Source organism: Streptomyces sp. NPDC001980 (assembly GCF_040296885.1).
In the GTDB taxonomy this organism is placed as follows: Bacteria; Actinomycetota; Actinomycetes; order Streptomycetales; family Streptomycetaceae; genus Streptomyces.
In genome coordinates this window covers 252871-271812 of sequence record NZ_JBEOYD010000008.1, presented here as the reverse complement: position 1 = coordinate 271812, position 18942 = coordinate 252871, and the positions used below count along the sequence as shown (strand labels likewise).

General features: G+C 70.0%; 17 protein-coding genes, 1 tRNA gene and 2 pseudogenes. 11 read left to right on the top strand and 9 right to left on the bottom strand.

Translation table 11 applies throughout. The features are described 5' to 3' along the window. Positions 1-93 precede the first annotated feature (93 nt). Complete coding sequence (locus ABT137_RS15330) at positions 94-516, bottom strand: winged helix-turn-helix transcriptional regulator (protein WP_351708195.1); 423 nt, start codon at positions 514-516, stop codon at positions 94-96. A 171-nt stretch (positions 517-687) separates the two neighbouring features. On the opposite strand from ABT137_RS15330, the gene ABT137_RS15325 reads away from it, so the two are divergent. From ABT137_RS15325 to ABT137_RS15305, 5 genes are all read left to right on the top strand, one after another. Further along, on the top strand, positions 688-1305 hold the full coding sequence (locus ABT137_RS15325; protein ID WP_351708192.1) for a nuclear transport factor 2 family protein: 618 nt from the start codon (positions 688-690) through the stop codon (positions 1303-1305). 74 nt (positions 1306-1379) lie between these two features. Beyond that, positions 1380-2240, top strand: a complete 861-nt coding sequence (locus ABT137_RS15320; RefSeq protein ID WP_351708399.1) for an MBL fold metallo-hydrolase — start codon at positions 1380-1382, stop codon at positions 2238-2240. Between the two features lie 344 nt (positions 2241-2584). After that, positions 2585-2947 carry a hypothetical protein gene (locus tag ABT137_RS15315; protein ID WP_351708189.1) on the top strand — a complete coding sequence of 121 codons (363 nt, stop codon included), beginning with the start codon at positions 2585-2587 and terminating at the stop codon, positions 2945-2947. Between the two features lie 282 nt (positions 2948-3229). Continuing rightward, on the top strand, positions 3230-3880 hold the full coding sequence (locus ABT137_RS15310) for a DsbA family protein (protein WP_351708186.1): 651 nt from the start codon (positions 3230-3232) through the stop codon (positions 3878-3880). A 38-nt stretch (positions 3881-3918) separates the two neighbouring features. Beyond that, positions 3919-4728, top strand: coding sequence for an MBL fold metallo-hydrolase (locus ABT137_RS15305; RefSeq protein ID WP_351708183.1), 810 nt, complete (start codon positions 3919-3921; stop codon positions 4726-4728). Positions 4729-4884: 156 nt separating this feature from the next. Here the strand turns inward: ABT137_RS15305 and ABT137_RS15300 are convergent, their stop codons facing one another. Next, on the bottom strand, positions 4885-5838 hold the full coding sequence (locus ABT137_RS15300) for a helix-turn-helix domain-containing protein (protein ID WP_351708180.1): 954 nt from the start codon (positions 5836-5838) through the stop codon (positions 4885-4887). 171 nt (positions 5839-6009) lie between these two features. Between ABT137_RS15300 and ABT137_RS15295 the strand changes: the two genes are divergently transcribed. After that, positions 6010-6600 carry a flavodoxin family protein gene (locus ABT137_RS15295; RefSeq protein WP_351708177.1) on the top strand — a complete coding sequence of 197 codons (591 nt, stop codon included), beginning with the start codon at positions 6010-6012 and terminating at the stop codon, positions 6598-6600. 69 nt (positions 6601-6669) lie between these two features. Here ABT137_RS15295 and ABT137_RS15290 read toward each other — a convergent pair. After that, positions 6670-6849 (bottom strand): annotated as a pseudogene (locus tag ABT137_RS15290) (CorA family divalent cation transporter); the annotation flags it as partial. Between the two features lie 427 nt (positions 6850-7276). Further along, positions 7277-7666, bottom strand: coding sequence for a hypothetical protein (locus tag ABT137_RS15285; RefSeq protein ID WP_351708174.1), 390 nt, complete (start codon positions 7664-7666; stop codon positions 7277-7279). 70 nt (positions 7667-7736) lie between these two features. On the opposite strand from ABT137_RS15285, the pseudogene ABT137_RS15280 reads away from it, so the two are divergent. Both ABT137_RS15280 and ABT137_RS15275 read left to right on the top strand, forming a co-directional pair. Continuing rightward, positions 7737-8328 (top strand): annotated as a pseudogene (locus ABT137_RS15280) (transposase). A gap of 413 nt (positions 8329-8741) precedes the next feature. Next, positions 8742-9557: an SAM-dependent methyltransferase gene (locus ABT137_RS15275; protein ID WP_351708171.1), complete on the top strand. Its 816-nt coding sequence runs from the start codon at positions 8742-8744 to the stop codon at positions 9555-9557. 227 nt (positions 9558-9784) lie between these two features. Here the strand turns inward: ABT137_RS15275 and ABT137_RS15270 are convergent. Together ABT137_RS15270 and ABT137_RS15265 are read right to left on the bottom strand one after the other, a co-directional pair. Next, positions 9785-9862: transfer RNA gene (locus tag ABT137_RS15270), tRNA-Met, on the bottom strand. Between the two features lie 300 nt (positions 9863-10162). Next, positions 10163-11347, bottom strand: a complete 1185-nt coding sequence (locus tag ABT137_RS15265) for a magnesium and cobalt transport protein CorA (protein WP_351708168.1) — start codon at positions 11345-11347, stop codon at positions 10163-10165. 191 nt (positions 11348-11538) lie between these two features. On the opposite strand from ABT137_RS15265, the gene ABT137_RS15260 reads away from it, so the two are divergent. From ABT137_RS15260 to dmpI, 3 genes are all read left to right on the top strand, one after another. Next, positions 11539-12675 (top strand): winged helix DNA-binding domain-containing protein, encoded by a 1137-nt coding sequence (locus ABT137_RS15260; RefSeq protein ID WP_351708165.1) that lies wholly within the window; start codon positions 11539-11541, stop codon positions 12673-12675. A gap of 84 nt (positions 12676-12759) precedes the next feature. Beyond that, the gene (locus ABT137_RS15255) at positions 12760-13626 is read left to right on the top strand and encodes a LysR family transcriptional regulator (protein ID WP_351708162.1); all 867 of its coding nucleotides are present in this window, start codon (positions 12760-12762) and stop codon (positions 13624-13626) included. A gap of 3 nt (positions 13627-13629) precedes the next feature. After that, the gene (gene dmpI, locus ABT137_RS15250; protein ID WP_351708396.1) at positions 13630-13959 is read left to right on the top strand and encodes a 4-oxalocrotonate tautomerase DmpI; all 330 of its coding nucleotides are present in this window, start codon (positions 13630-13632) and stop codon (positions 13957-13959) included. A gap of 98 nt (positions 13960-14057) precedes the next feature. Here dmpI and ABT137_RS15245 read toward each other — a convergent pair whose 3' ends face one another. The 3 genes from ABT137_RS15245 to ABT137_RS15235 form a co-directional block, all read right to left on the bottom strand. Then, entirely contained in the window at positions 14058-14849 is a 792-nt protein-coding gene (locus tag ABT137_RS15245) for a S1 family peptidase (protein ID WP_351708159.1), read from the bottom strand. 204 nt (positions 14850-15053) lie between these two features. Continuing rightward, complete coding sequence (locus tag ABT137_RS15240) at positions 15054-17855, bottom strand: helix-turn-helix transcriptional regulator (RefSeq protein ID WP_351708156.1); 2802 nt, start codon at positions 17853-17855, stop codon at positions 15054-15056. Between the two features lie 144 nt (positions 17856-17999). Then, positions 18000-18833 (bottom strand): helix-turn-helix transcriptional regulator, encoded by an 834-nt coding sequence (locus ABT137_RS15235; RefSeq protein ID WP_351708153.1) that lies wholly within the window; start codon positions 18831-18833, stop codon positions 18000-18002. Between the last annotated feature and the right edge of the window lie 109 nt (positions 18834-18942).

Below are 18942 nucleotides of genomic sequence, written 5' to 3'. Positions count from 1 at the left end.
GTCCCGCCCTTCGTGCGCGCGGGCCCGGCCTGTGGTGGGCGGAGGCGGTGGGCGCGAGGTTCCGGGCCGGAGGGCGTGCGAGACGCGAGGCGCTCAGGGTCGTATCTGCGGCGGGTGGGTGCCTCCCACCACGGCCAGGTCCTCGAAGCGGATCTCCTCGCCGCAGGCCGCGCAGTCCGCTCGGGTGTGCAGGACGGCGCCGCATCGGTGCTGGAACTCCGTTGTGGCGATGCCGTCGCGGCAGTACGTGTCGCCCCACTCCTTGAGGGCGGCGAGCACGGGGAGCAGGGCCCGGCCCGCCTCCGTGAGGACGTATTCGTCGCGCGGCGGATGCTCGCTGTAGCGCCGCCGTTCCACGACGCCGGCCGTCTCCAGTCGACGCAACCGTGTGGACAGCAGCGTCCGGGAGAGCCCGACGGCGTCGGCGATCTCGGAGAAGCGCCGGTTGCCGTACAGCAGCTCGCGCACGATCGGCAGCGAATGGCGTTCGCCGACGACTGCTACCGCGTCGGTCACGGAACAGACGCGGGGTGTCGGTGCAGATTCAGTACTCACTGTGCTAGGTTAACGTCCTCAGTGAGTACATTTTTTGTACTCACTTTCACGGTGCAGCCACCACTCTCAACGGGGTCCGGTGCGGCCGTACGACAGTCAAACCCCGCCTACGAACGACAAGAGGCGAACGCCATGAGCAACGAAGCCAACAAGCAGGTCGTCCTCGCGGCCATCGACGACACCACTGGGCGCAAGAACCAGGTGCACCGCGTGCTGGCACAGGGGGACGTCGTCGTGACGCACGCCACGACGACGTCCCCCGACGGCGGCCGGGCCGCAGCCTTGGATCTCTGGCAGATCGCGGATGGGCAGATCGCCGGCCACTGGGGTGACCAGGAGCCGATCGTGGAACAGACGGCCAACGGTCACACCCAGGTCGACGGCGCCGCCGTCATCGACACGACGGCCGACACGGACGCCACGCGCAGGGTGGCGGAAGAGACGGTGCGCACGATTCTGGTCGACAACGACTTCTCCGACCTGGACCGCTACCTGGTGGGCGAGTCCTACATCCAGCACAATCCCCGCTTCGCCGACGGCATCAGCGGGCTGGCGGCCGCACTGGGTGAGTTGGCGAAGTCCGGCCAGTCCCTCAAGTACTCCGACGTACTGGACGTCGTCGCCGAGGGGAACTTCGCCTACGTCCGTTCGGTGGGCGTCTTCGCGGGCGCCGACTTCGTGTTCCACGACCTGTTCCGGGTGGCGGACGGGCGAGCCGTCGAGCACTGGGACGTCATGGTCCCGAGGTGAGAGGGGCAACTGAGCTGTCCGTCCCCATCAAGGCGCCACCAGACAACCACCACAAGGAAAAGGGCGTGGCAGAGATGGCCTCCCAGACCGATTTGGCGTACGAAGTCTTCATCTCCGATCCGATCCCCACCAGCGTCACGGATCCCATTCCCAACGGAGAGCTGTTCTCCTGGTCGCCGATGTCGACCACACTGATCTACGGGGAGAAGAACGCGGTGCTGGTCGATCCCCCGCTGACGATCGAGCAGGCCCGGAGGGTGGGTGACTGGGTCGAGCAGTCGGGCAAGCACCTCGAAAACATTTTCATCACGCACGGCCACGGCGACCATTGGTTCGGCTCCGGCCCTCTGGTCGAGCGCTTCCCCGGCGCCGTGGTACTCGCCGGCGAGGACAGCATCCGTCTCATGCGGCAGCAGAGCTCGGCGGAATTCAGAAAGGCCCAGTGGGACAACCTGTTCCCCGGTCAGATCCCGCCGACTCCCGTGCTCGCACAGCCCGTACCAGCGCAAGGATTTCTTCTGGAGGGCAACGTTCTGCGCTCCGTCGAAGTCGGACACAGCGATACCGACGGCACCACCGTGCTGCACGTTCCCTCGATCGGGCTCGTCGTCGCCGGCGATGTCGTTTATAACGGCGTGCACGCGTACCTCTCCGAATCTGCGGATGGCGGGCGTGCACAGTGGCTTCAGGCGCTCGACACGGTCGAGCGCCTCGCGCCGCGCCACGTCGTCTCCGGACACAAGAACAAGGCGCTTTTGGACAGTCCGGCCACCATCGAGGAAACTCGGCAGTACATCCGTGACGCGGACCGGCTCCTGAAGGAGTCAACGAGCCGGATCGAATTCTTCGATGCCATGTGCACCCTTCATCCCGAACGCCTCAACCGGGCAGTCGTGTGGCTCACGGCCACCGCGCTCATGGACGCACAGAGCTGAACCTGAGACCAGCTTCGGCCGAGGCGTACGAAGGGTCGGCGTCTGATGGGAGAAGGCCGCGGCGAAAGCAAAGGCTGTCGTGCTGTGGCATGCCTTACGGCCAGACGCCGAAGGAACGCGTTCCCCAACCTGCGTGGTGCTGTGCTTCTGGCTCTCGGCGAAGTCCTCTGCAGACAGCTCGGGCATCGAGCCCGGGACATCAGGTGCTGAAGGGGATCTTCAGGACGTTCAGTGGATCTTCAGCCGGCAGGGGCGAGAGTTGCCTCGTTCTCGATCCCGAGGGAACCGGGGCCGGACGCGTGCCGGCACCCCTGTCTCCCTCCACCTGCGAAGGAGTTGATCGCATGAAGGTGCGTAGGAACAGCATCTCGCGTCGTCAGGGTGCCGTGATGGCCGGCGCACTGGCCGTACTGCTCGCCTCGGGCGGGGTTGCCGCCGCGGCCTCGACCGGCAGCAGTACCACCAAGCACGACGGCGTCACGATCTCCGAGGCGCCCGGCAACCCGCACCCGCACCACATCAAGCCGGGCACCGCCAAGAAGCTGCGCGACCTCACCGTCGTCGAGGGCGGCCCCGTCACGGCCGAGAAGCCGTCCCTCGTCGAGGTGCCCGGCGCGAAGCCGGAGGGCTGGGACGTCGGCGAGGCCACGCCGGTGAAGGACGCCCCGGTCGTCGTCGGCGGCGAAGGCAACACCACGCTGCGCTAGCCGCACAGCGACAGGGCAGACGTGGGGCTGCCGCGTCGCAACCACGAAACGCCCGGCCGGACATCTCCGTCCGGGCGTTTCGCATGGCATCTGCATGACATGCAGCCGACTCCGCCCGAAGGCCAGTCCTTCTCCTCTGAGGGGATCGCCGGACAGTCGGATTTTGACCATGGTCAGTCGTCTGCGTATCCGGCAACGACGTGCTTCTGAGCATAGCTTTGACGGCGCCGGCCCGACCGATGCAGAGAGCCGGGTGACGGATTCCGGAAAGGACCAAGCGCGATGAGTTCTGTGGAGCGCATTCGGCTGACCTACGCCTTCGACGCCTACTGCGGCTGGTGCTACGGCTTCGGCCCCGCCTTGCACGAGTTCGCCACCACCAACGCGGACCGGATCGAGCTGCGAGTGCTGTCCGGCGGGTTGTTCACCGGCTCGCGCGCACTTCCGGTGTCGTCCTACCCGCACATCCCCGGCGCCAATGAGCGCATCACCCACCTGACCGGTGTCACTTTCGGCGACGGTTACCGGGCCGTGCTGGCGGACGGAAACGCGGTGATGGACTCCGCCGACGCCGCCACCGGCCTGGTCGCGCTGCGCAGCCGGCCAGGAGTGAACGCCCTCGAAGCGGCGGCCGCGATGCAGCGTGCTTGGTACCGCGACGGCCGCAGCCTCTCCGCTGCCGGAGTGTACCGGGAGCTCGCGGCCGAGCTGGGTCTGGACGCCGAGGCGGTGGCGGCCGCGTTCGCTTCGCCCGCCGCCCGTGCCGAGGCGGAGGCCGACTTCCTCGAGGTGCGCCGTCTGGGCGTCGATGCCTACCCGACGCTGCTGCTGCACACCCCCCACGGCACCGACCGCCTGGGCGGCCCGGCCACTTCGGCCGACGCGCTCACCCACGCCTTGGACCAGCACGTGGCCGCCACCACGGCCGCCTGAAGCCACCCTCCCGCAACCCCCCGAAGGGCAGTGCACCCATGTCCAGCCTGACGTATTCCGTTCACACGGCCGGCGACACCGGCCTGAACAAGTCGTCCGTCCTCGTCACGGGTGAGCGCGAAGCACTCCTGGTCGACGGCCAGTTCACGCTAGCCGAGCAGCACCGGGTCCTGGCGGACGTCATCGACAGCGGCAAGGAGCTGACCACCGTCGTGGTCACCACCGCCGACCCCGACTACTACTTCGGCCTGGAGGTGATCCGCCAGGCGTTCCCGGAGGTGCGGATCGTCGCCACCGCCACCACCGTGGAGCGGATCAAGCGCAGTTGGCAGGGCAAGCTCAAGACCTGGGCACACCTGGGCAGGAACCTGCCCACCGAGGTGATCGTCCCGGAGGTGCTGCAAGGAGACCGCGTCAGCATCGAGGGCCACGACTTCGAGCTGCGCGGCGGCCACCCCGACCTGGTCTGGCGCACCGAGTACCTGTGGCAGTCCGAGGACCGCGCGGTGGTGGGCGGGGTCCTGCTCTTCGCCGGTCTGCATGTGTGGACCGCCGACACCCCTACGCCGCGTGAGCGGCACGCCTGGGCCGAGACGCTCACCGAGATGGAGCGGCTCGCCCCGCGGTTCGTGATCGCCGGCCACCGTTCCGCCGACTCCGCCACCGATGCTTCGGTGATCGGCTTCACCCGCACCTACCTCGCCGAGTTCGAGGAGGAACTGGCCAAGCACGGCAACGACTCCGAGGCCCTGAAGTCCGCGATGCTCCAGCGTTACCCAGACCTGGGCCTGGCGGTGTCTCTGGACCTGGGCACCAAGGTCGCCACCGGCGAGATGCGCTGGGGCTGACCCATACTCACTACGGGTCCGTGCGCCGGGTGGTGGGCCACCGTGACCACCACCCGTGGCGGTCCTCGGCGTCACCCTGCTGCCCATGTGCACCGGACTGTCGATGGGCGGGCTCTGCGGGTCTTTGTCTCTTGGCCACGCTCCCGGGAGCGACGCTCACCCCCCAGGTGGCCTGGCGTGGGGCGTTTCGCTCCCGTCATCCTCCGAGGAGCGGCCGCGGACGGTCGCGCGGAAGGCGAGCGGAGACTGGCCGGTGCGCTGGTGGAAGAACTTGCTGAAGTTGGTGGCGCTGGTGAAGCCCAGTTGCGCCGCGACACGGGCGGCTGATTGATCGCCGTGCGCCAGCAGGCGCTTCGCTTCCAGGACGACCCGCCGGTCGATGAACTCCTTCGCCCCCACCCCGGCTCCGGTCAGCGCGGCCCTGGAGAGGGTGCGCGGTGAGTAGCCCAGGGCTCGGGCGTAGTCCTCCAGGCGGCGGGTGCGGGTGAAGTCGCGTTCGACCGCGTCACGGAAGTGGAGGAATGTCTCCCCCGGGTCCGGTGCCGGGCTGCCCACGGGCGCGGTGCGCTGCGAAAGGCGCAGCACGAGGACCGCCAGCAGGTGGCGCAACACCGCCACGTGAGCTTCCAGGGAGATGCCACGCAACGCCTGGAACTCCAGCGCCAGATGGTCCACGGCCGTCTCCAGCGCGTGACGGTCCTCGGGACCGGGAACCTGGAGCGCGGGGGCGTACGGATCGTCCATCCGCGCTGCGGCCACGGTAGCCGGATCCAGGAAGTCGCCCTCGAAGAGGACCAGGGTGCCCTCGGCGTCGTCCAGATCACCCCACTGCTGTACCTGACCAGGTCGGGTCCAGAGCCAGGAGCCCGGCTCAAGGGCGTAGCCGGTGAAGTCCACCGCGTGCCACAACGAGCCGCTGGAGAGGGTGATCAAGTGGTGGAACGTGGGTCGCTGCGGTGCCTGCAGTCGTCCGCCGCCCATGTGGACGGCGGCCCGCTCCCGCAGGTCGGCCAGAGAGATGATTTCGATGCCGGCAGGTGTGCCGACGGCGGGAGCGAAGCCGATGTCCGCGATCTCGCGCGACGCGCTCTGTCGTTTTCTCACCGTCACCAGTAGCCACCCTCACGCAGGGAACCTGGCCGATGCCAGCCTAACCGGAGTAGCCGTCACGCCCAAGTGTCGGATTTTAACCATGATCTGTCGGCCTCCTACCCGGTTCACCTGCGAGGGCGCCAATAAGTTGAATCTCGAAGCATTCACTTTCAAGCGTAGGAGTTACTCGTGACTTCGCCCATCGTGTCCATCGCCTATCACTCCGGCTACGGCCACACCGCCGTCATTGCCGAGGCTGTCCAGCGTGGCGCCAAGGAGGCCGGCGCCGTCGTGAACCTGATCGCCGTCGGTGAGATCACCGACGCCCAGTGGAGGCAGCTGGACGCCTCGGATGCGATCATCTTCGGATCCCCCACCTACATGGGAACCGCTGCCACCGCTTTCCACGCCTTCGCGGAGGCCAGCTCCGAGCGTTGGTTCGGGCAGGCTTGGAAGGACAAGCTGGCGGCCGGATTCACCAACTCGGCTTCCAAGGCGGGCGACAAGCAGTCGACTCTCCAGTACTTCGCGACGCTGGCGTCGCAGCACGGTATGCACTGGATCGCGCTCGGCCTGCCGGGGGGCTGGAACTCGTCCAAGGGGAGCGAGAACGATCTCAACAGGCTGGGCTTCTTCCTGGGTGCCGCCGCTCAGTCCAACGCGGATCAGGGGACCGAGGGAGTGACGGCCAGCGACATTGCCACCGCCGAGGCGCTGGGGCGCCGCGTCGCGGATGCCGCCGCCACGTGGGCGGCCGGCCGCGCCGCACGCGCCGCCTGATCGCGGGCCCTTCGCCCCGGCTGCCGGGTTTCCGTACGGCGCCGGGGCGGACACTCGTCGGCCGGCTGCTCAGAGCCAGTCCTTCCGCTTGAAGATGAGGTACAAGCTGGTGCACACAACTGCCATCAGGACGACCGCGAAGGGGTATCCCAGTGCCCAGTGCAACTCCGGCATCTCTCTGAAGTTCATGCCGTAGATCGTCCCGACCAGTGTCGGGGCGAACAGAATGGCCGCCCAAGAAGAGATCTTCGTCTTTCCGGGCCTTTCACGCTTGTGCCCGGTTACGCAGTCGATTCTCCCCGCGCGCTCGCCAGTGCCGCTCATACTCCCCAGATTCTCCCCAGGGAATGGCCCCGAGCGGGGTCGGTGGGGCGTGCCAGAGAAGCTGCTCCGGTGGGTCCGATGATCACAGGCGGTTGCTGTCGAGGGTTGAGACGGAAGCCGTCGTTATCAGCCCAGGAGGGTTTGGAGCCCTTGCAGTTGGAGGGCCGGGCGGTGTCAAGCGCCTCTGTGACGGAGCAACAGGATCAGACGAAGGCTGCCCGCACGTCAGGCACTCAGATGATCAATACCAAGGGATGCCTGCGGAGGGTGTGGGGTGGGCGGCGGCCGAAGCCACCGCGAGACGGTCGGGCGGCGGGCTGCCGGCCCTGGTTGTCGAGGTGGCGGCGGGCGGTCAGGCGTCAGGGTCGACTTCGGGGTGCGTGAACCGCACGGGCTTGCCCAGCGAACGGGCGTAGGCGATTTCGGCTCGGGTGCTGTCTCCGATGTAGTCGCCGACTACGAGCACCTCATCAGCGAGCCGGATCTTCGCCCGGTGCAGATCGTCGAGTCGAACCTTCAGCGCCTCGGCCTCGACAGGATCGGACCAAAGTTCGTGCGGCGACTTCATGTCACAGCCCGGTTTGACGACAATCTTTCCGGCTTTGGTCTCCCGCAGATCGGCCTCGTTCATCTCGGTCATGAAGCGGGTGGAGCCGCAGATCACGACGATACGCGGGAGGCTCAACAGCTTCTTCGCGTCGGCGAGCTTCTCCTCGGGGGTGAGCAGTAGCGGGTATGACACTGGTTCCTCCTGGTGGTGTGGTCCAAGGGGTGCCTGCGGAGACGAGAACGAGGGTGCCCAAGATCGTTTTGTGACGAACGATCTGGACACCCTCGCGACAGCACCCTATGCGACGACCGACGACATGCTGAAGGAGCATCCCGACCTGGCGCCGTGGCGCCCGCCGGTCTGATGCGAAGCGTCAACCGGATCCTGGCCACCACCACCTCGGTGTGGAGCGACGACGTATGGGTCGTGGACTCCACCCCGGTGGAATGCGGCCGCTCCCGCGAGACCGTCAAACGCTCCGACCGGGCAGCTTGGGCCGAATACGGCTGCTGCGCCAGCCACAGCCGCTTCTTCTGGGGCCTGCGCCTGCACCTGGTCTGCACCCTTCAGGGCCTGCCCATCGCCTTCGCCCTGACCGGGGCCAAGGCCGACGAACGCGAGACCCTCCTTGACCTCCTGGCAGCCGAATGCGAGCTTCTGCGAGAGCGCCCCCGACAGACTCTCATCGGCGACACTTCAAGGGACAGCTTGACCTCGAACGGCACCGAGGGCGCACACCCGGAGGTGTCATAGCTCGCGTCATGCAACGCATCCTCGCGCTGACCGCCGCGATCTGGCACAACGACGCCACCGGACAAACCGTCCTACGCTCACTGATCGCCTACGCTCACTGACCCCTTGGACCAGATCATCTAGGCCAGCCAGTCCGGCCACGTCACGAGGGTTCGCCGCCGGGCGGCTCAGCTTTCGGTACCCAGGTCGCCGTTGACTACTGGCTCGCGGGCCCGCGCCCCCCGGAAGGGTGCACGACCTTCCCCAGGGTGAGCCGAGTTCCGCATCAGCTGGCCGGCCGGGAGCGGATCACGAGGACGCCTGGTGGATCTCATCGTCCGGCAGGGGCAGACCGACCCAAGTGGCGACAGCCGCGAGCAGAGCGCCGTAGACCCAAGTCTCCTCCGCCCCACCTGTTCCAGGGCACGACGATGGCGGTGTACGGCAGAATGACGCCCACCGATGTGCCATAGCGCAGCCGTGACCGCAAGTGCCCTATTTCACGCGGCCCTTGGGCGTGCGAGGAGAGGAAGACGTGAGCGAGAACCAGAGCGCCACCGCCGCAGTGCAGCGACTCGACACCGGGACGGCGCACAACGCTCGCGTGTGGAACTACTGGCAGGGCGGCAAGGACAACTACGAGGTCGACCAGCAGGTAGGCGATCACGTTGCCGGAATGATCCCCGTCATCCGCGACATCGCGCGCACCGACCGGGAGTTCCATGGCCGCGCCGTACGCTGTCTGGCAGAGGAGCACGGCATCCGTCAGTTCCTCGACATCGGCACCGGCCTGCCGGCCTTGGAGAACACCCACGAGATCGCCCAGCGGATCGCCCCCGAGTCGCGGATCGTGTACGTCGACAATGACCCCATCGTGCTCGCGCACGCCCGCGCCCTGCTGACCAGTGCCCCGGAAGGCGCCACCGACTACATCGACGCCGATGTGCACGACCCGGACACCATTCTGCGCATCTCCGGACAGACACTCGACTTCACCAAGCCCACCGCACTCATGCTGCTCGGCATCCTCAACTTCGTCCTTGACGGTGACGAGGCGCGGGCCATCGCACGTCGGCTCGTGGAGGCGCTGTCCCCCGGCAGCTTCCTCGTACTGACCCATCCCACCACGGAGCCCGAACTCGGCGGCGACCTCCAGCTTGAGGCGATGGAGTTCTGGAACGCCAACGCCAAACCGCCGGTCACCGCCCGCAGCAGCGAGGAGGTCGCCCAGTACTTCGACGGGCTCACGCTCCTGGAGCCCGGGCTCGTGTCCTGCTCGCTGTGGCGGCCGGAGCCCGGCGAAGAGCCCACGGTCGTACCCCAGCTGGGAGCCGTGGCGCTGAAGCCGTGATCTCTCGCTTCACCTCGCTGCCGCGCACACTCACCGGCAGGCCCGCCCCTCGTTCCTGACGCCGACCTCGCTACCTACCGCCCGGTGGGACATCCTGGCGCTGGTCAACGCCGGCGCCGTTGACGTGCGAAGACACCCGGATACGTCTGGCGACGGCGTACGAGCTGGAGCCCTGGTGCCGAACGACTCCGGCCCCCGGCGACGAAATGTCGCCGGGGGCCGGATGTTGGTAGCGGGGGCGGGATTTGAACCACGCGACCTCTGGGTTATGAGCCCAGCGAGCTACCGAACTGCTCCACCCCGCGCCGGTGTCTCTACCGTACGGCATCCGCGCGGCACCGACAGGGATTTATGCCGCTCAGTCGAATACTTCATCAAGTTCGAGGCCGGTCCGGAAGTGCGGTTACCCTCCGTGATGTTCGGCATCCGCCGTTGATGCTGATGCCTCAAGGTTCAGCAAGACCGTTGGCCCGCGCCGGGGAGAACCGGCCGAAGCGGAGCGCATCTCATTCTCCCCAGATTCTCCCCAGCGGCCTCGGGTGGGCCTTCTGACGACTACCTCGGCTCCCGCGAGGCCCTGGTGTAGGCCCTCGTCGACCGGTTACTCAGAGCCAGTCCTTCCGCTTGAAGATGAGGTACAAGCTGGTGCACACAACTGCCATCAGGACGACCGCGAAGGGGTATCCCAGTGCCCAGTGCAACTCCGGCATCTCTCGGAAGTTCATCCCGTAGATCGTTCCGACCAGTGTCGGGGCGAACAGAATGGCCGCCCAAGAAGAAATCTTCTTGATCTCCTCGTTCTGTTCGAACCCCGCCTCCGCCAACGCCCGCATCTCCGCGTTCTGTTGCTGGGTGACCAGGGTCGCGTTGACCGTGAGGATTTCCGTGAGGGCCTGGCGGAAGCCGTCCACGCGTTCGCTGATGTGGGTGACGTGGTCGGCGACGTCGCGGAGGTAGCGCTGGAGTTCCTCGTCGGTCTCGTACTTGGTGAAGCCGGCCATCAGGCCGTGCAGCATGCCGACGAGAGGGCGGGTCGCGCGCTGGAACTCGACCATCTCGCGGGAAAGTTCGTAGATCCGGCGGGATACGGACGGGTCGCCGCGGAAGACTTCCGTCTCGATCTCGTCGATGTCGTTCTGGACACCCTCGACGACCGGGGCGTAGCCGTCGACCACCGCGTCGAGTATCGCGTAGAGGACGGCCTCCGCGCCGAGTTTGAGGAGGTCGGGGGAGTCCTCCATACGGCGGCGGACCGCCGAGAGGTCCGGAGCCGCGCCGTGCCGGACCGTGATCACGAAGTCGGCGCCGACGAACACGTGCAGCTCGCCGAAGTCGACCTCCTCCGGTGTGTCCAGATAGCGGGCGGCGCTCAGGACGACGAAGAGGGTGTCGCCGTACCGCTCCAGCTTCGGGCGCTGGTGTGCCTCCATCGCGTCCTCGACCGCGAGCGGGTGCAGGTCGAACTCGGCGGCCAGGGAAAGGAGTTCGTCCGAGGTGGGACGGGCCAGGCCGATCCACGCCATGCTCGAGGGTGTGTCGCGCAGTTCGCGGTACGTCTCCGCGAGGGTCGACGGTGTCGACACCCGCACTCCGTCGCTGTACAGCGCCGCCTCCACGATGCTCGGCGGCTCGGCGGACTCCCCGCCCGGCGTGGACCCGGGCGCCGGCAGCTCGGTCGTGTCGTCCTGCTCCTGCGGCAGGGCGCGACGCCAGACGGACCTTCTGGTGCCCCGGCCGTTCCTTCCATTCGGGGCGTTCTTCGAGACTGGGCTGGGGCGTCGCTCGGACATCGCGGCCGCCTCTCGGTGGAGCCTGTATCGGCGTGAGCTGTGTGATCCGCGTGGTCCGAGTGATCACGCGTGATCGGTGAGTCTCGTCGCAGGATATACGGGGCATACGGGCCCGGCGGAGGGAAACGAGGACGGGATTCGGTGAGAGATGCGGACAGGATCTGTCCGCGTTCGGCGTTAGCGTGCCCGGTATGACGAAGCAGCCGTCCGGCCCGGTCCTCGGCACCCGTGCTCTCAACCGCGCCACCCTCGACCGTCAGCTCCTGCTGCGCCGCTCACCGCGGTCGGCGAAGGAAGCCGTGGCGCATCTCGTCGGGCTCCAGGCGCAGAACGTCAAGCCGCCGTACTACGCCCTCGCCGCCCGCCTCGACGGCTTCGCGCCCGAGCAGCTGTCCGAGCCGATGGCCGACCGGGAGGTGGTCCGGATCGTCACGCTGCGGTCGACCATCCACACCCACACCGCTGCCGACGCGCTGACCCTGCGCCCGCTGGTCCAGCCCGCCCGGAGCCGGGAACTGACCGCCTTCCGCAAGGGACTGGCCGGTGTCGACCTGGACCGGCTCGCCGCGCTCGCCCGGGACCTGGTCGAGGCCGAGCCGCGCACCATGGCCGGGTTGCGGGAGGCGCTGCGCGCCGAGTGGCCGGACGCCGACCCGCAGTCCCTCGCCGTCGCCGCCCGCTGCACGCTGCCCCTCGTCCAGGTCACCCCGCGCGGACTGTGGGGGCGGTCCGGGCAGGTCGCCCTCACCACCGCCGAGCACTGGCTCGGCCGCCCCGCCGAGCCGGCGCCCGCCCCCGACGCCACGGCTGCCACGGACACCGCGGTCCTGCGCTACCTTGCCGCCTTCGGCCCGGCGTCCGTCAGGGACATGCAGACCTGGGCCGGACTGACCCGGCTCCGCGCGGCCTTCGAACGGCTGCGGCCCCGCCTCCTCACCTTCCGGGACGAGACCGGCGCCGAGCTCTTCGACCTCCCCGACGCGCCCCGCCCCGACCCCGGAACCCCGGCCCCGCCCCGCTTCCTCCCCGAGTTCGACAACCTCCTCCTCTCCCATGCCGACCGCACCCGTGTCGTCCCGCCCGCACACCGGGGCCGTGCCTGGCGGGGCAACCAGGCCCACCGCACCCTCCTCGTCGACGGATTCCTGGCGGGTGTGTGGAAGCTGACGGAGGACGCCCTGGTCATCGAGACCTTCGGGCCACCGAGCGGCGGGACGGCCGAGCGGGCCGCGATCGTGGAAGAGGGCGAGCGGATGCTGGCCACCCTGCACCCCGGCGGGCGGTACGACATCCGGTTCGGGACCGTCGTGGCGCAGGCAGGGCCATGAGCGGCCAGTCCGCCCGGCCCGTCGCCGCCACCATCACACCCAGCCCGCCCCGCCCCGTCCACGCAGAGCCCTAGAGTCGGTGCCATGGAACTCCGGCAGCTCAGCTACTTCGTCGCCGTGGCCGAGGAGCTGCACTTCGGGCGGGCCGCCGAGCGCCTGCACATCGTGCAGTCGGCCGTCAGCCAGCAGATACAGCGCCTGGAACGGGAACTGGGCGCCGAGCTGTTCGACCGCTCGCCGCGCCGGGTCCGGCTCACCGGCGCGGGGGAGCGGCTGCTGCCCGAGGCGCGGGCGGTGCTGGCGGCGACCGAGCGGGCCCGGGCCGCGGTCGCCCCGCCGGCCGGGCTGCGGATCGGCACCAGCACGGGACTGGGCGCGCACCTGGACCGGGTGCTGGACGCGTTCGCGCGCCGCGCGCCGGACGTGCCCGTCGAGCTGTACTCGCTGCCGGTCGGGGAACGCCTCGCCCGGGTCGCCGGCGGCCGCCTGGACGCCGCGTTCGTCCGGGCCGTCGAGCCCGTGCCCGGGATACGGGTCCATCCGCTGTGGCCCGACCCCCTGGTGGCCGCGCTCCCCGCCGCCCACCCCCTCGCCGACCGCGCCGAGATCGGCGTCGAAGAGCTGGCCGGCCTCCCTCTCGCGCTCACCGAGCGCCGCACCAACCCGGCCCTCGTCGACCTGGTCGTCGGCGCCTGCCGCGAGGCCGGCTTCGAGCCGCTGCCCGGACCGTCACCGGGTTCCCTCCAGGACACCCTCGCCAGCATCGGTGCCGGCCTCCTGTGGACGGTCGTGTACGCGTCCCACGCGCGCGTGCTGCACAGCCCCCGGGTCGCCTTCGTGCCGTTCCGGGCGCCGGGCCTGTCCCTCGCGACGGGCCTCGCCGTGCCCGCCGTCACCCCCTCCCCGCACCTGGCCGCCCTGCTCCTGGCCTGCGACGATCACGAACACTGATCGCTGCGGTCGGGATCTGCTTCTTGGTCGTGGACGTCCGACGCGCTGGACTGGACCCACCGAACAGGACCGAACGAGGACACGAACGGGACCACGAACGGAACCCCGGACAGGCCTCCGAACGGGACACCCACACGAAGGAGTTCAGCGATGCCGATCGTCACCGTGCAGCAGGGCCCCCGCGACCCCGAACTCAAGCGGGAGCTCGTCCGGCGCGTCACCGACGCGTTCGTCGACGCGTACAAGATCCCCGCCGAGACCGTGCAGGTCTGGATCCACGAGGTCCCGGCCGACAGCTGGGGCGCGGCGGGCACACTCACCGCCGACAAGTAGCCGGGCCGCGACATGGATAGGGGGCGCTGCGGGCTGCTCGTGGAAGCCCGCAACGCCCCCTGGTCACTCACCCGAGGGATACTCGGGAGGTCTTCTGGTTACGAGTTGACCTGCGTGGTCACCAGGTTCGAGAAGGTGGTCAGCCGGGTGTAGACACCCGGGTAACCGGCCTCCGCGCACCCCTCTCCCCAGGAAGTGATCCCTGCCAGGACGCCCCCGATGAGCAGGGGACCGCCGCTGTCGCCCTGGCAGGTGTCTGTGCCGCCGGACGTGTATCCGGCGCAAACCATGTCGGTCTGGACGAAGTCCGAACCGTAGGAGCTCTTGCAGCTGGAGTCGGACACGATCGGGACGGTCGCGGTCCGCAGCTGGTTGGAGGAGCTGCCGTTCTCCGAGGTGGTGCCCCAGCCGAGGATGCGGGCCGTGGTGCCGGCCGCGTACACGCTCGTCTGGGAGGAGGAGACGTACGACGCCGGGGTGTACGACATCGACGTCGAGAGCGTCAGGACGGCCACGTCGTCGCCGTTGGTGGCGTCCGTGTAGTCCGGGTTGATCCAGATCTTGCTGACCTTGCTGACCGTGCCGTTGGTGCCGTTGAGGTACGTGCGGCCCCCGACCACGCGGACGCTGCTCGTGGACTCGCCCTCCATACAGTGGGCGGCGGTCACCACCTTGGTGGCCGACACCAGGGTGCCGCCGCAGAACTGGCTGCCGGACGCGTCCGTGATCTGCATCATGAACGGGTACGCGGTCGTCGTGGTGGTCGTTCCGCCGACGATCGGCTGGGGGGCGGCTGACGCGGTGGGGGACGCGATCAGCGCGGACGCCGCGGCGGCGGCGGTGGCCACCAGGACTGCGGCGGACTTTCTTGCGCGGTGGTGCCCGAACATGAGTCTCCTCAGTGGGGGTTGCCGGTGGGGGTCGCGCGGGTGTGGGGGGTGCAGCACGGGGGTCGCGGGACCGACCCCCGTATGCCCGGGCGAGCGGCACATCCATAAGCTAGGACCCGGAACCCCACCCTCCCAATGAGGGAACCCCCTAGGGGGATGGGGGAGGGAAAACCCTCGGTCCGCCTCAGTTAACCGGGAGCGCTCTCACTTCGCGCGTCGCCCTGCGGCCAAACGGACTATGTCCACCCGCGATCGGATGCCCAGCTTGCGGTAGACCCGGGTGAGCGTGGCCTCGACGGTCTTGACGCTGATGAACAGCCGGGCGGCGATCTCCCGGTTGGTGGCGCCCTCCATGACCAGCGCGGCGACCTGACGCTCCATCGCGGCCAGCCCGTCCAGGGCGTCGAGCGCGGCGGGCGGCTCGACCGGCGGCTCCGGCGCCGAGACGGCCTCGTCCACCTGCCGCAGCCACGGCAGCGCCCGGCACCGCCGGAACAGCCGGGTGGCCTCGTCGAAGGCCGTCCGCGAGCGCCTGTCGCGCAGCGCGGCGAGCGCGAACGCGGCCCGCGCCTCCTCCAGGCCGTAGCCCAGTTTGGCGAACCGGTCCTGAGCCGAGGTCAGCAGGGTGACGGCCGCGTCGCGTTCCCCGTGCGCGGCCCGGACCAGCGCCTCGGCCCGGTCGAGCGCGGCCAGGACACTCTCCCGGCCGAGTCTGAGCGCGTGCTCCCGGGTGACGTCGATGACGTCCTGGGCCTCGGCGGGTTCACCCACCCGGACGAGTGCCTCGGCGAGGTCGCCCTGCCAGCGGCCGCGGGCCGGGTCGGTGATGCCGAGGCTCTGCTCCAGCTCCCGCACCCGGCGCAGCGAGCGGACCGTGCCCGCCGGGTCGCCGGCCACCAACTGGGCGTATCCGAGGGCGCCCAGGGCCCGGGACAGGTACATTGTGTCGCCGTCCTGCTCGGCGTGCTCCACCGCCTCCCGGGCCAGCGCCAGGCCCCGGTCCACGTCGCCGCCGGACGCCTCGGCCAGCGAGGTGAGCATCGCGGAGGCGGTCTCGCCGATCCCGGAGTCGTGGGCGAGGTGCAGGCCCTCCCGGGCCAGGTCGAGGGCCCGGCCGCAGTGCCCGGCGCGCAGCTCGGTCTCGGCGAGGCCGCGCAGGAAGTGCACCTCGCTCTCCACCTGCCCGCGCCGGCGGACCTCGCGCAGCAGCGCGGTGACGGTGGCCCGTGCCTCGGCCAGCTGGTCGCCCATCACCAGCCAGCGGAACCTGGCGCTGCCCGCCCCGTTGTGGTGGCAGGCCACGTTCGGGTCCTGGGGCTCCTTCAGGGCGCGCTTGATGGTGGCGGGCGCCGCCGGATGCCCCATCAGGGTCTCGACCTGGGCCTGGAGGGACAGTGCGAGGAGTTCGGTGCGCCGGTCGCCGCCCTCGGCCGCGAGGTCGGCGGAGTGTGCCGCCGCCTGCCGGGCCTCGGTGAAGTCGCCGCCCACGATCAGCGCCCGCCAGGCCAGCTGGTAGTGGACCTTGCCGAGCAGCCGCGGGTCGTCGCCGGCGTCGGCGAGGGCGTGCGGGAAGGCCGCGTCGACCTCGGTCATGGTGTGGCCGGCGGAGTCGATCACCAGGATCCAGGCGCGCACCCGGTCCGCCGGACGGGTGGCGTGGGTGAGCACCTCGCGGGCGATGTCCTGGGCGAGGTCGATCTCGCCCGCGCTGGTCGCGTCCTCGGCCGCCTGCAGCCGGCGCTCGTCCGCGGTGGGCGTGTGGTCGCCTGGGGTGTGCCGGGCGGCGAGCAGGCCGATCTGCGCGGCCACCGAGGGCGCCCCCCGGTCCCGGGCCTCGGTCGCGGCCTCGGCGAGCCGGTCGGCGACCTCCGGGTCGGTGCCGGTGGTGGCCAGGGCCAGGTGCCGGGCCCGTTCGATCGGGTCGGAGGCGGCCGTGGACAGCGCCGCGTGCGCGGCCCGGCGCTCCTGCGCGGGCGCCTCGGCGTACAGCGCGGCGGAGATGAGGGGATGCGCGAAGCGTACGGCGGGCCCCTCCGGCTCGGTGGCCAGCAGCCCGAGTTCGGCCGCCTGGGCGCACTCGGCCTCGGCGTTCTCCCGGCCGGCCGCGTGCAGCAGGGCCTGGGTGGGGCGGGCGCCGGCGCTGGCCACCAGCAGGGTGCGGCGGGCCTCGACGGAGAGCATGTCGAGGCGGCTGAGCACCAGGGCGCGCAGCGAGGTCGGCACCGGCAGCGGCTCGCCGGGGCGGGGCGGGGTCGGGTTCTCGGCGAGGGCGCGGCCGAGTTCGAGGGCGAAGAGCGGGTTGCCGCCGCTGGTGCGGTGGATCTCCCGGACCGTGGACCGGCTCAGCCCGGTGTGGCCGCGGTGGTCGAGGAGTTCGGAGACCTGCTTGCGGTTGAGCGCGCCGAGCCGGACGGCGACGGTGTCCGGGGGCGACGCGCGTAGGTGACGGTCGTACTCCTGGCCCTCCGTGCGGACCGCGCTGAGCAGTTGGACCGGGGTGCCGCCGAGACGGCGGGCGGCGAAGCCGAGGAGTTCGGCGCTGGCCGGATCCAGCCACTGGAGGTCGTCGGCGACGATCAGTACGGGCCCCTCGGCGGCCAGCACGCGCAGCGTGGACAGCACCGCGAGGCGCAGGGCGAGGCCGTCGCGCTGGAGGGTGGACTCGCCGCGGCCGGTGAGCGCCGACTCCAGGGCGGTGCGCTGGGCGCCGGGCAGGTGGGCGGAGACGTCGTCGAGGACCAGGCCGAAGAGGTCGGCGAGGGCGAGGAACGGAAGATGGGATTCGGACTCGGTTGCCGAGCAGCGCAACACGGTGCGGGCGGTGCCGGAGTATTCCGCGTCCAGCGCCCGCAGGACGGTCGATTTTCCTATTCCGGCGGGCCCGTGCAGGAGGACGCTGCCTCCCGAGGAGAGTTGCTCCCGGGCCGCCGCGAAGAGCTCCGCCCGGCCGATGACCAGGTCGGGGCGGCATCTGGCAGGCTCCTGGAAGTCCCGTCGCACGGTCACCGCTCCCCTCGTGTGTCGTGTCCGGGCCAAATTCTAGGCAATGAACCCTGAAATCCGGCCGAACGGCGTGGTGAGGGAAATAACAGGGGCTTCGCATATGGCAATTCACTGCGCGTCCGCATGAATGGAATGGGTCCCCTCCGGCTATGGCAACACCCCCGTCCGACGAGCCGCCGACACCGCCTCCCCCCGGGTGTGCGCGCCCAGCTTCCGCATCGCCGAGCGCAGGTAGCCCTTGACCGTCTCGGGCCGCAGCCCCAGCCGCTCGGCCACCGCCGCGTTGGTCGCCCCGGCCGCCACCCATGCCAGCACGTCCAGTTCCCTGGGCGCCAGTACCGCCACGGTTTCCGGCACCGGCGCCGTCAGCAGCCCGCAGGCGGCCAGCAGTTCGGCGCGCAGCTCCGGATCGGTGATCCGCGGCGCCAGGGCCCGCAGCGCGGCATGCGCCTCCCGCACCTGCTCCCAGGCGGCCCCCGGATCCGGTACGACGGCCGGTTCCGGCCGCGCCGCCGCCAGCAGCCCCTTGGCCTCGTCCTGGACGACCAGCGCCTGCTCCACGTCCCGGGCCGCCGCCACCGCCGCGCCCAGCGTGCGGTCGCCCAGCGGCTGGGCGGTGCGCAGCGCGCCGTACAGCACGCCCCGCACCCGGCGCCGCACCACCACCGGTACCGCGAGCACCGAGCGGAGGCCCTCGGCCGCCACCGGGATGTCGTACTCGTGGCTGATCTGCCGGGAGGCCGAGTAGTCGACGACCGCGCACGGGCGGGCCAGGGCGACCGCCTTGCCGCCCAGGCCGTTCCCGGAGGTGACCGCGAGCGAGCGCAGCGACGCCGTGTTGGTGCCGGTCAGCTCGCTGATCCGGACCAGGGTCCGGCCCGGCTCGACCAGCCCGCCGAAGGCGATCGGAAGCCCGGTGGTGCGCCGGAGTCTGGACAGCGCACCACGTATCTCCACCGCCCCCGTGACCTCTGCTGCCACCTGTCCTGCCCCTTCGACCCCGGCCTCGTGCTGTCCACACCCCCGTTCGGGGGTAGTGAGACCTGCATCACGGATTACACGATGCCAGAGAGCCGCCCGGCAATGGTCC

What these genes read in the sequence shown, in the direction of transcription:
- ABT137_RS15245 (WP_351708159.1), bottom strand. Translation starts at nt 14,849, where the DNA reads ATGTTCGGGCACCACCGCGCAAGAAAGTCCGCCGCAGTCCTGGTGGCC.
- ABT137_RS15310 (WP_351708186.1), top strand. Translation starts at nt 3,230, where the DNA reads ATGAGTTCTGTGGAGCGCATTCGGCTGACCTACGCCTTCGACGCCTAC.
- ABT137_RS15325 (WP_351708192.1), top strand. Translation starts at nt 688, where the DNA reads ATGAGCAACGAAGCCAACAAGCAGGTCGTCCTCGCGGCCATCGACGAC.
- ABT137_RS15305 (WP_351708183.1), top strand. Translation starts at nt 3,919, where the DNA reads ATGTCCAGCCTGACGTATTCCGTTCACACGGCCGGCGACACCGGCCTG.
- ABT137_RS15315 (WP_351708189.1), top strand. Translation starts at nt 2,585, where the DNA reads ATGAAGGTGCGTAGGAACAGCATCTCGCGTCGTCAGGGTGCCGTGATG.
- ABT137_RS15255 (WP_351708162.1), top strand. Translation starts at nt 12,760, where the DNA reads ATGGAACTCCGGCAGCTCAGCTACTTCGTCGCCGTGGCCGAGGAGCTG.
- ABT137_RS15260 (WP_351708165.1), top strand. Translation starts at nt 11,539, where the DNA reads ATGACGAAGCAGCCGTCCGGCCCGGTCCTCGGCACCCGTGCTCTCAAC.
- ABT137_RS15320 (WP_351708399.1), top strand. Translation starts at nt 1,380, where the DNA reads ATGGCCTCCCAGACCGATTTGGCGTACGAAGTCTTCATCTCCGATCCG.
- ABT137_RS15265 (WP_351708168.1), bottom strand. Translation starts at nt 11,347, where the DNA reads ATGTCCGAGCGACGCCCCAGCCCAGTCTCGAAGAACGCCCCGAATGGA.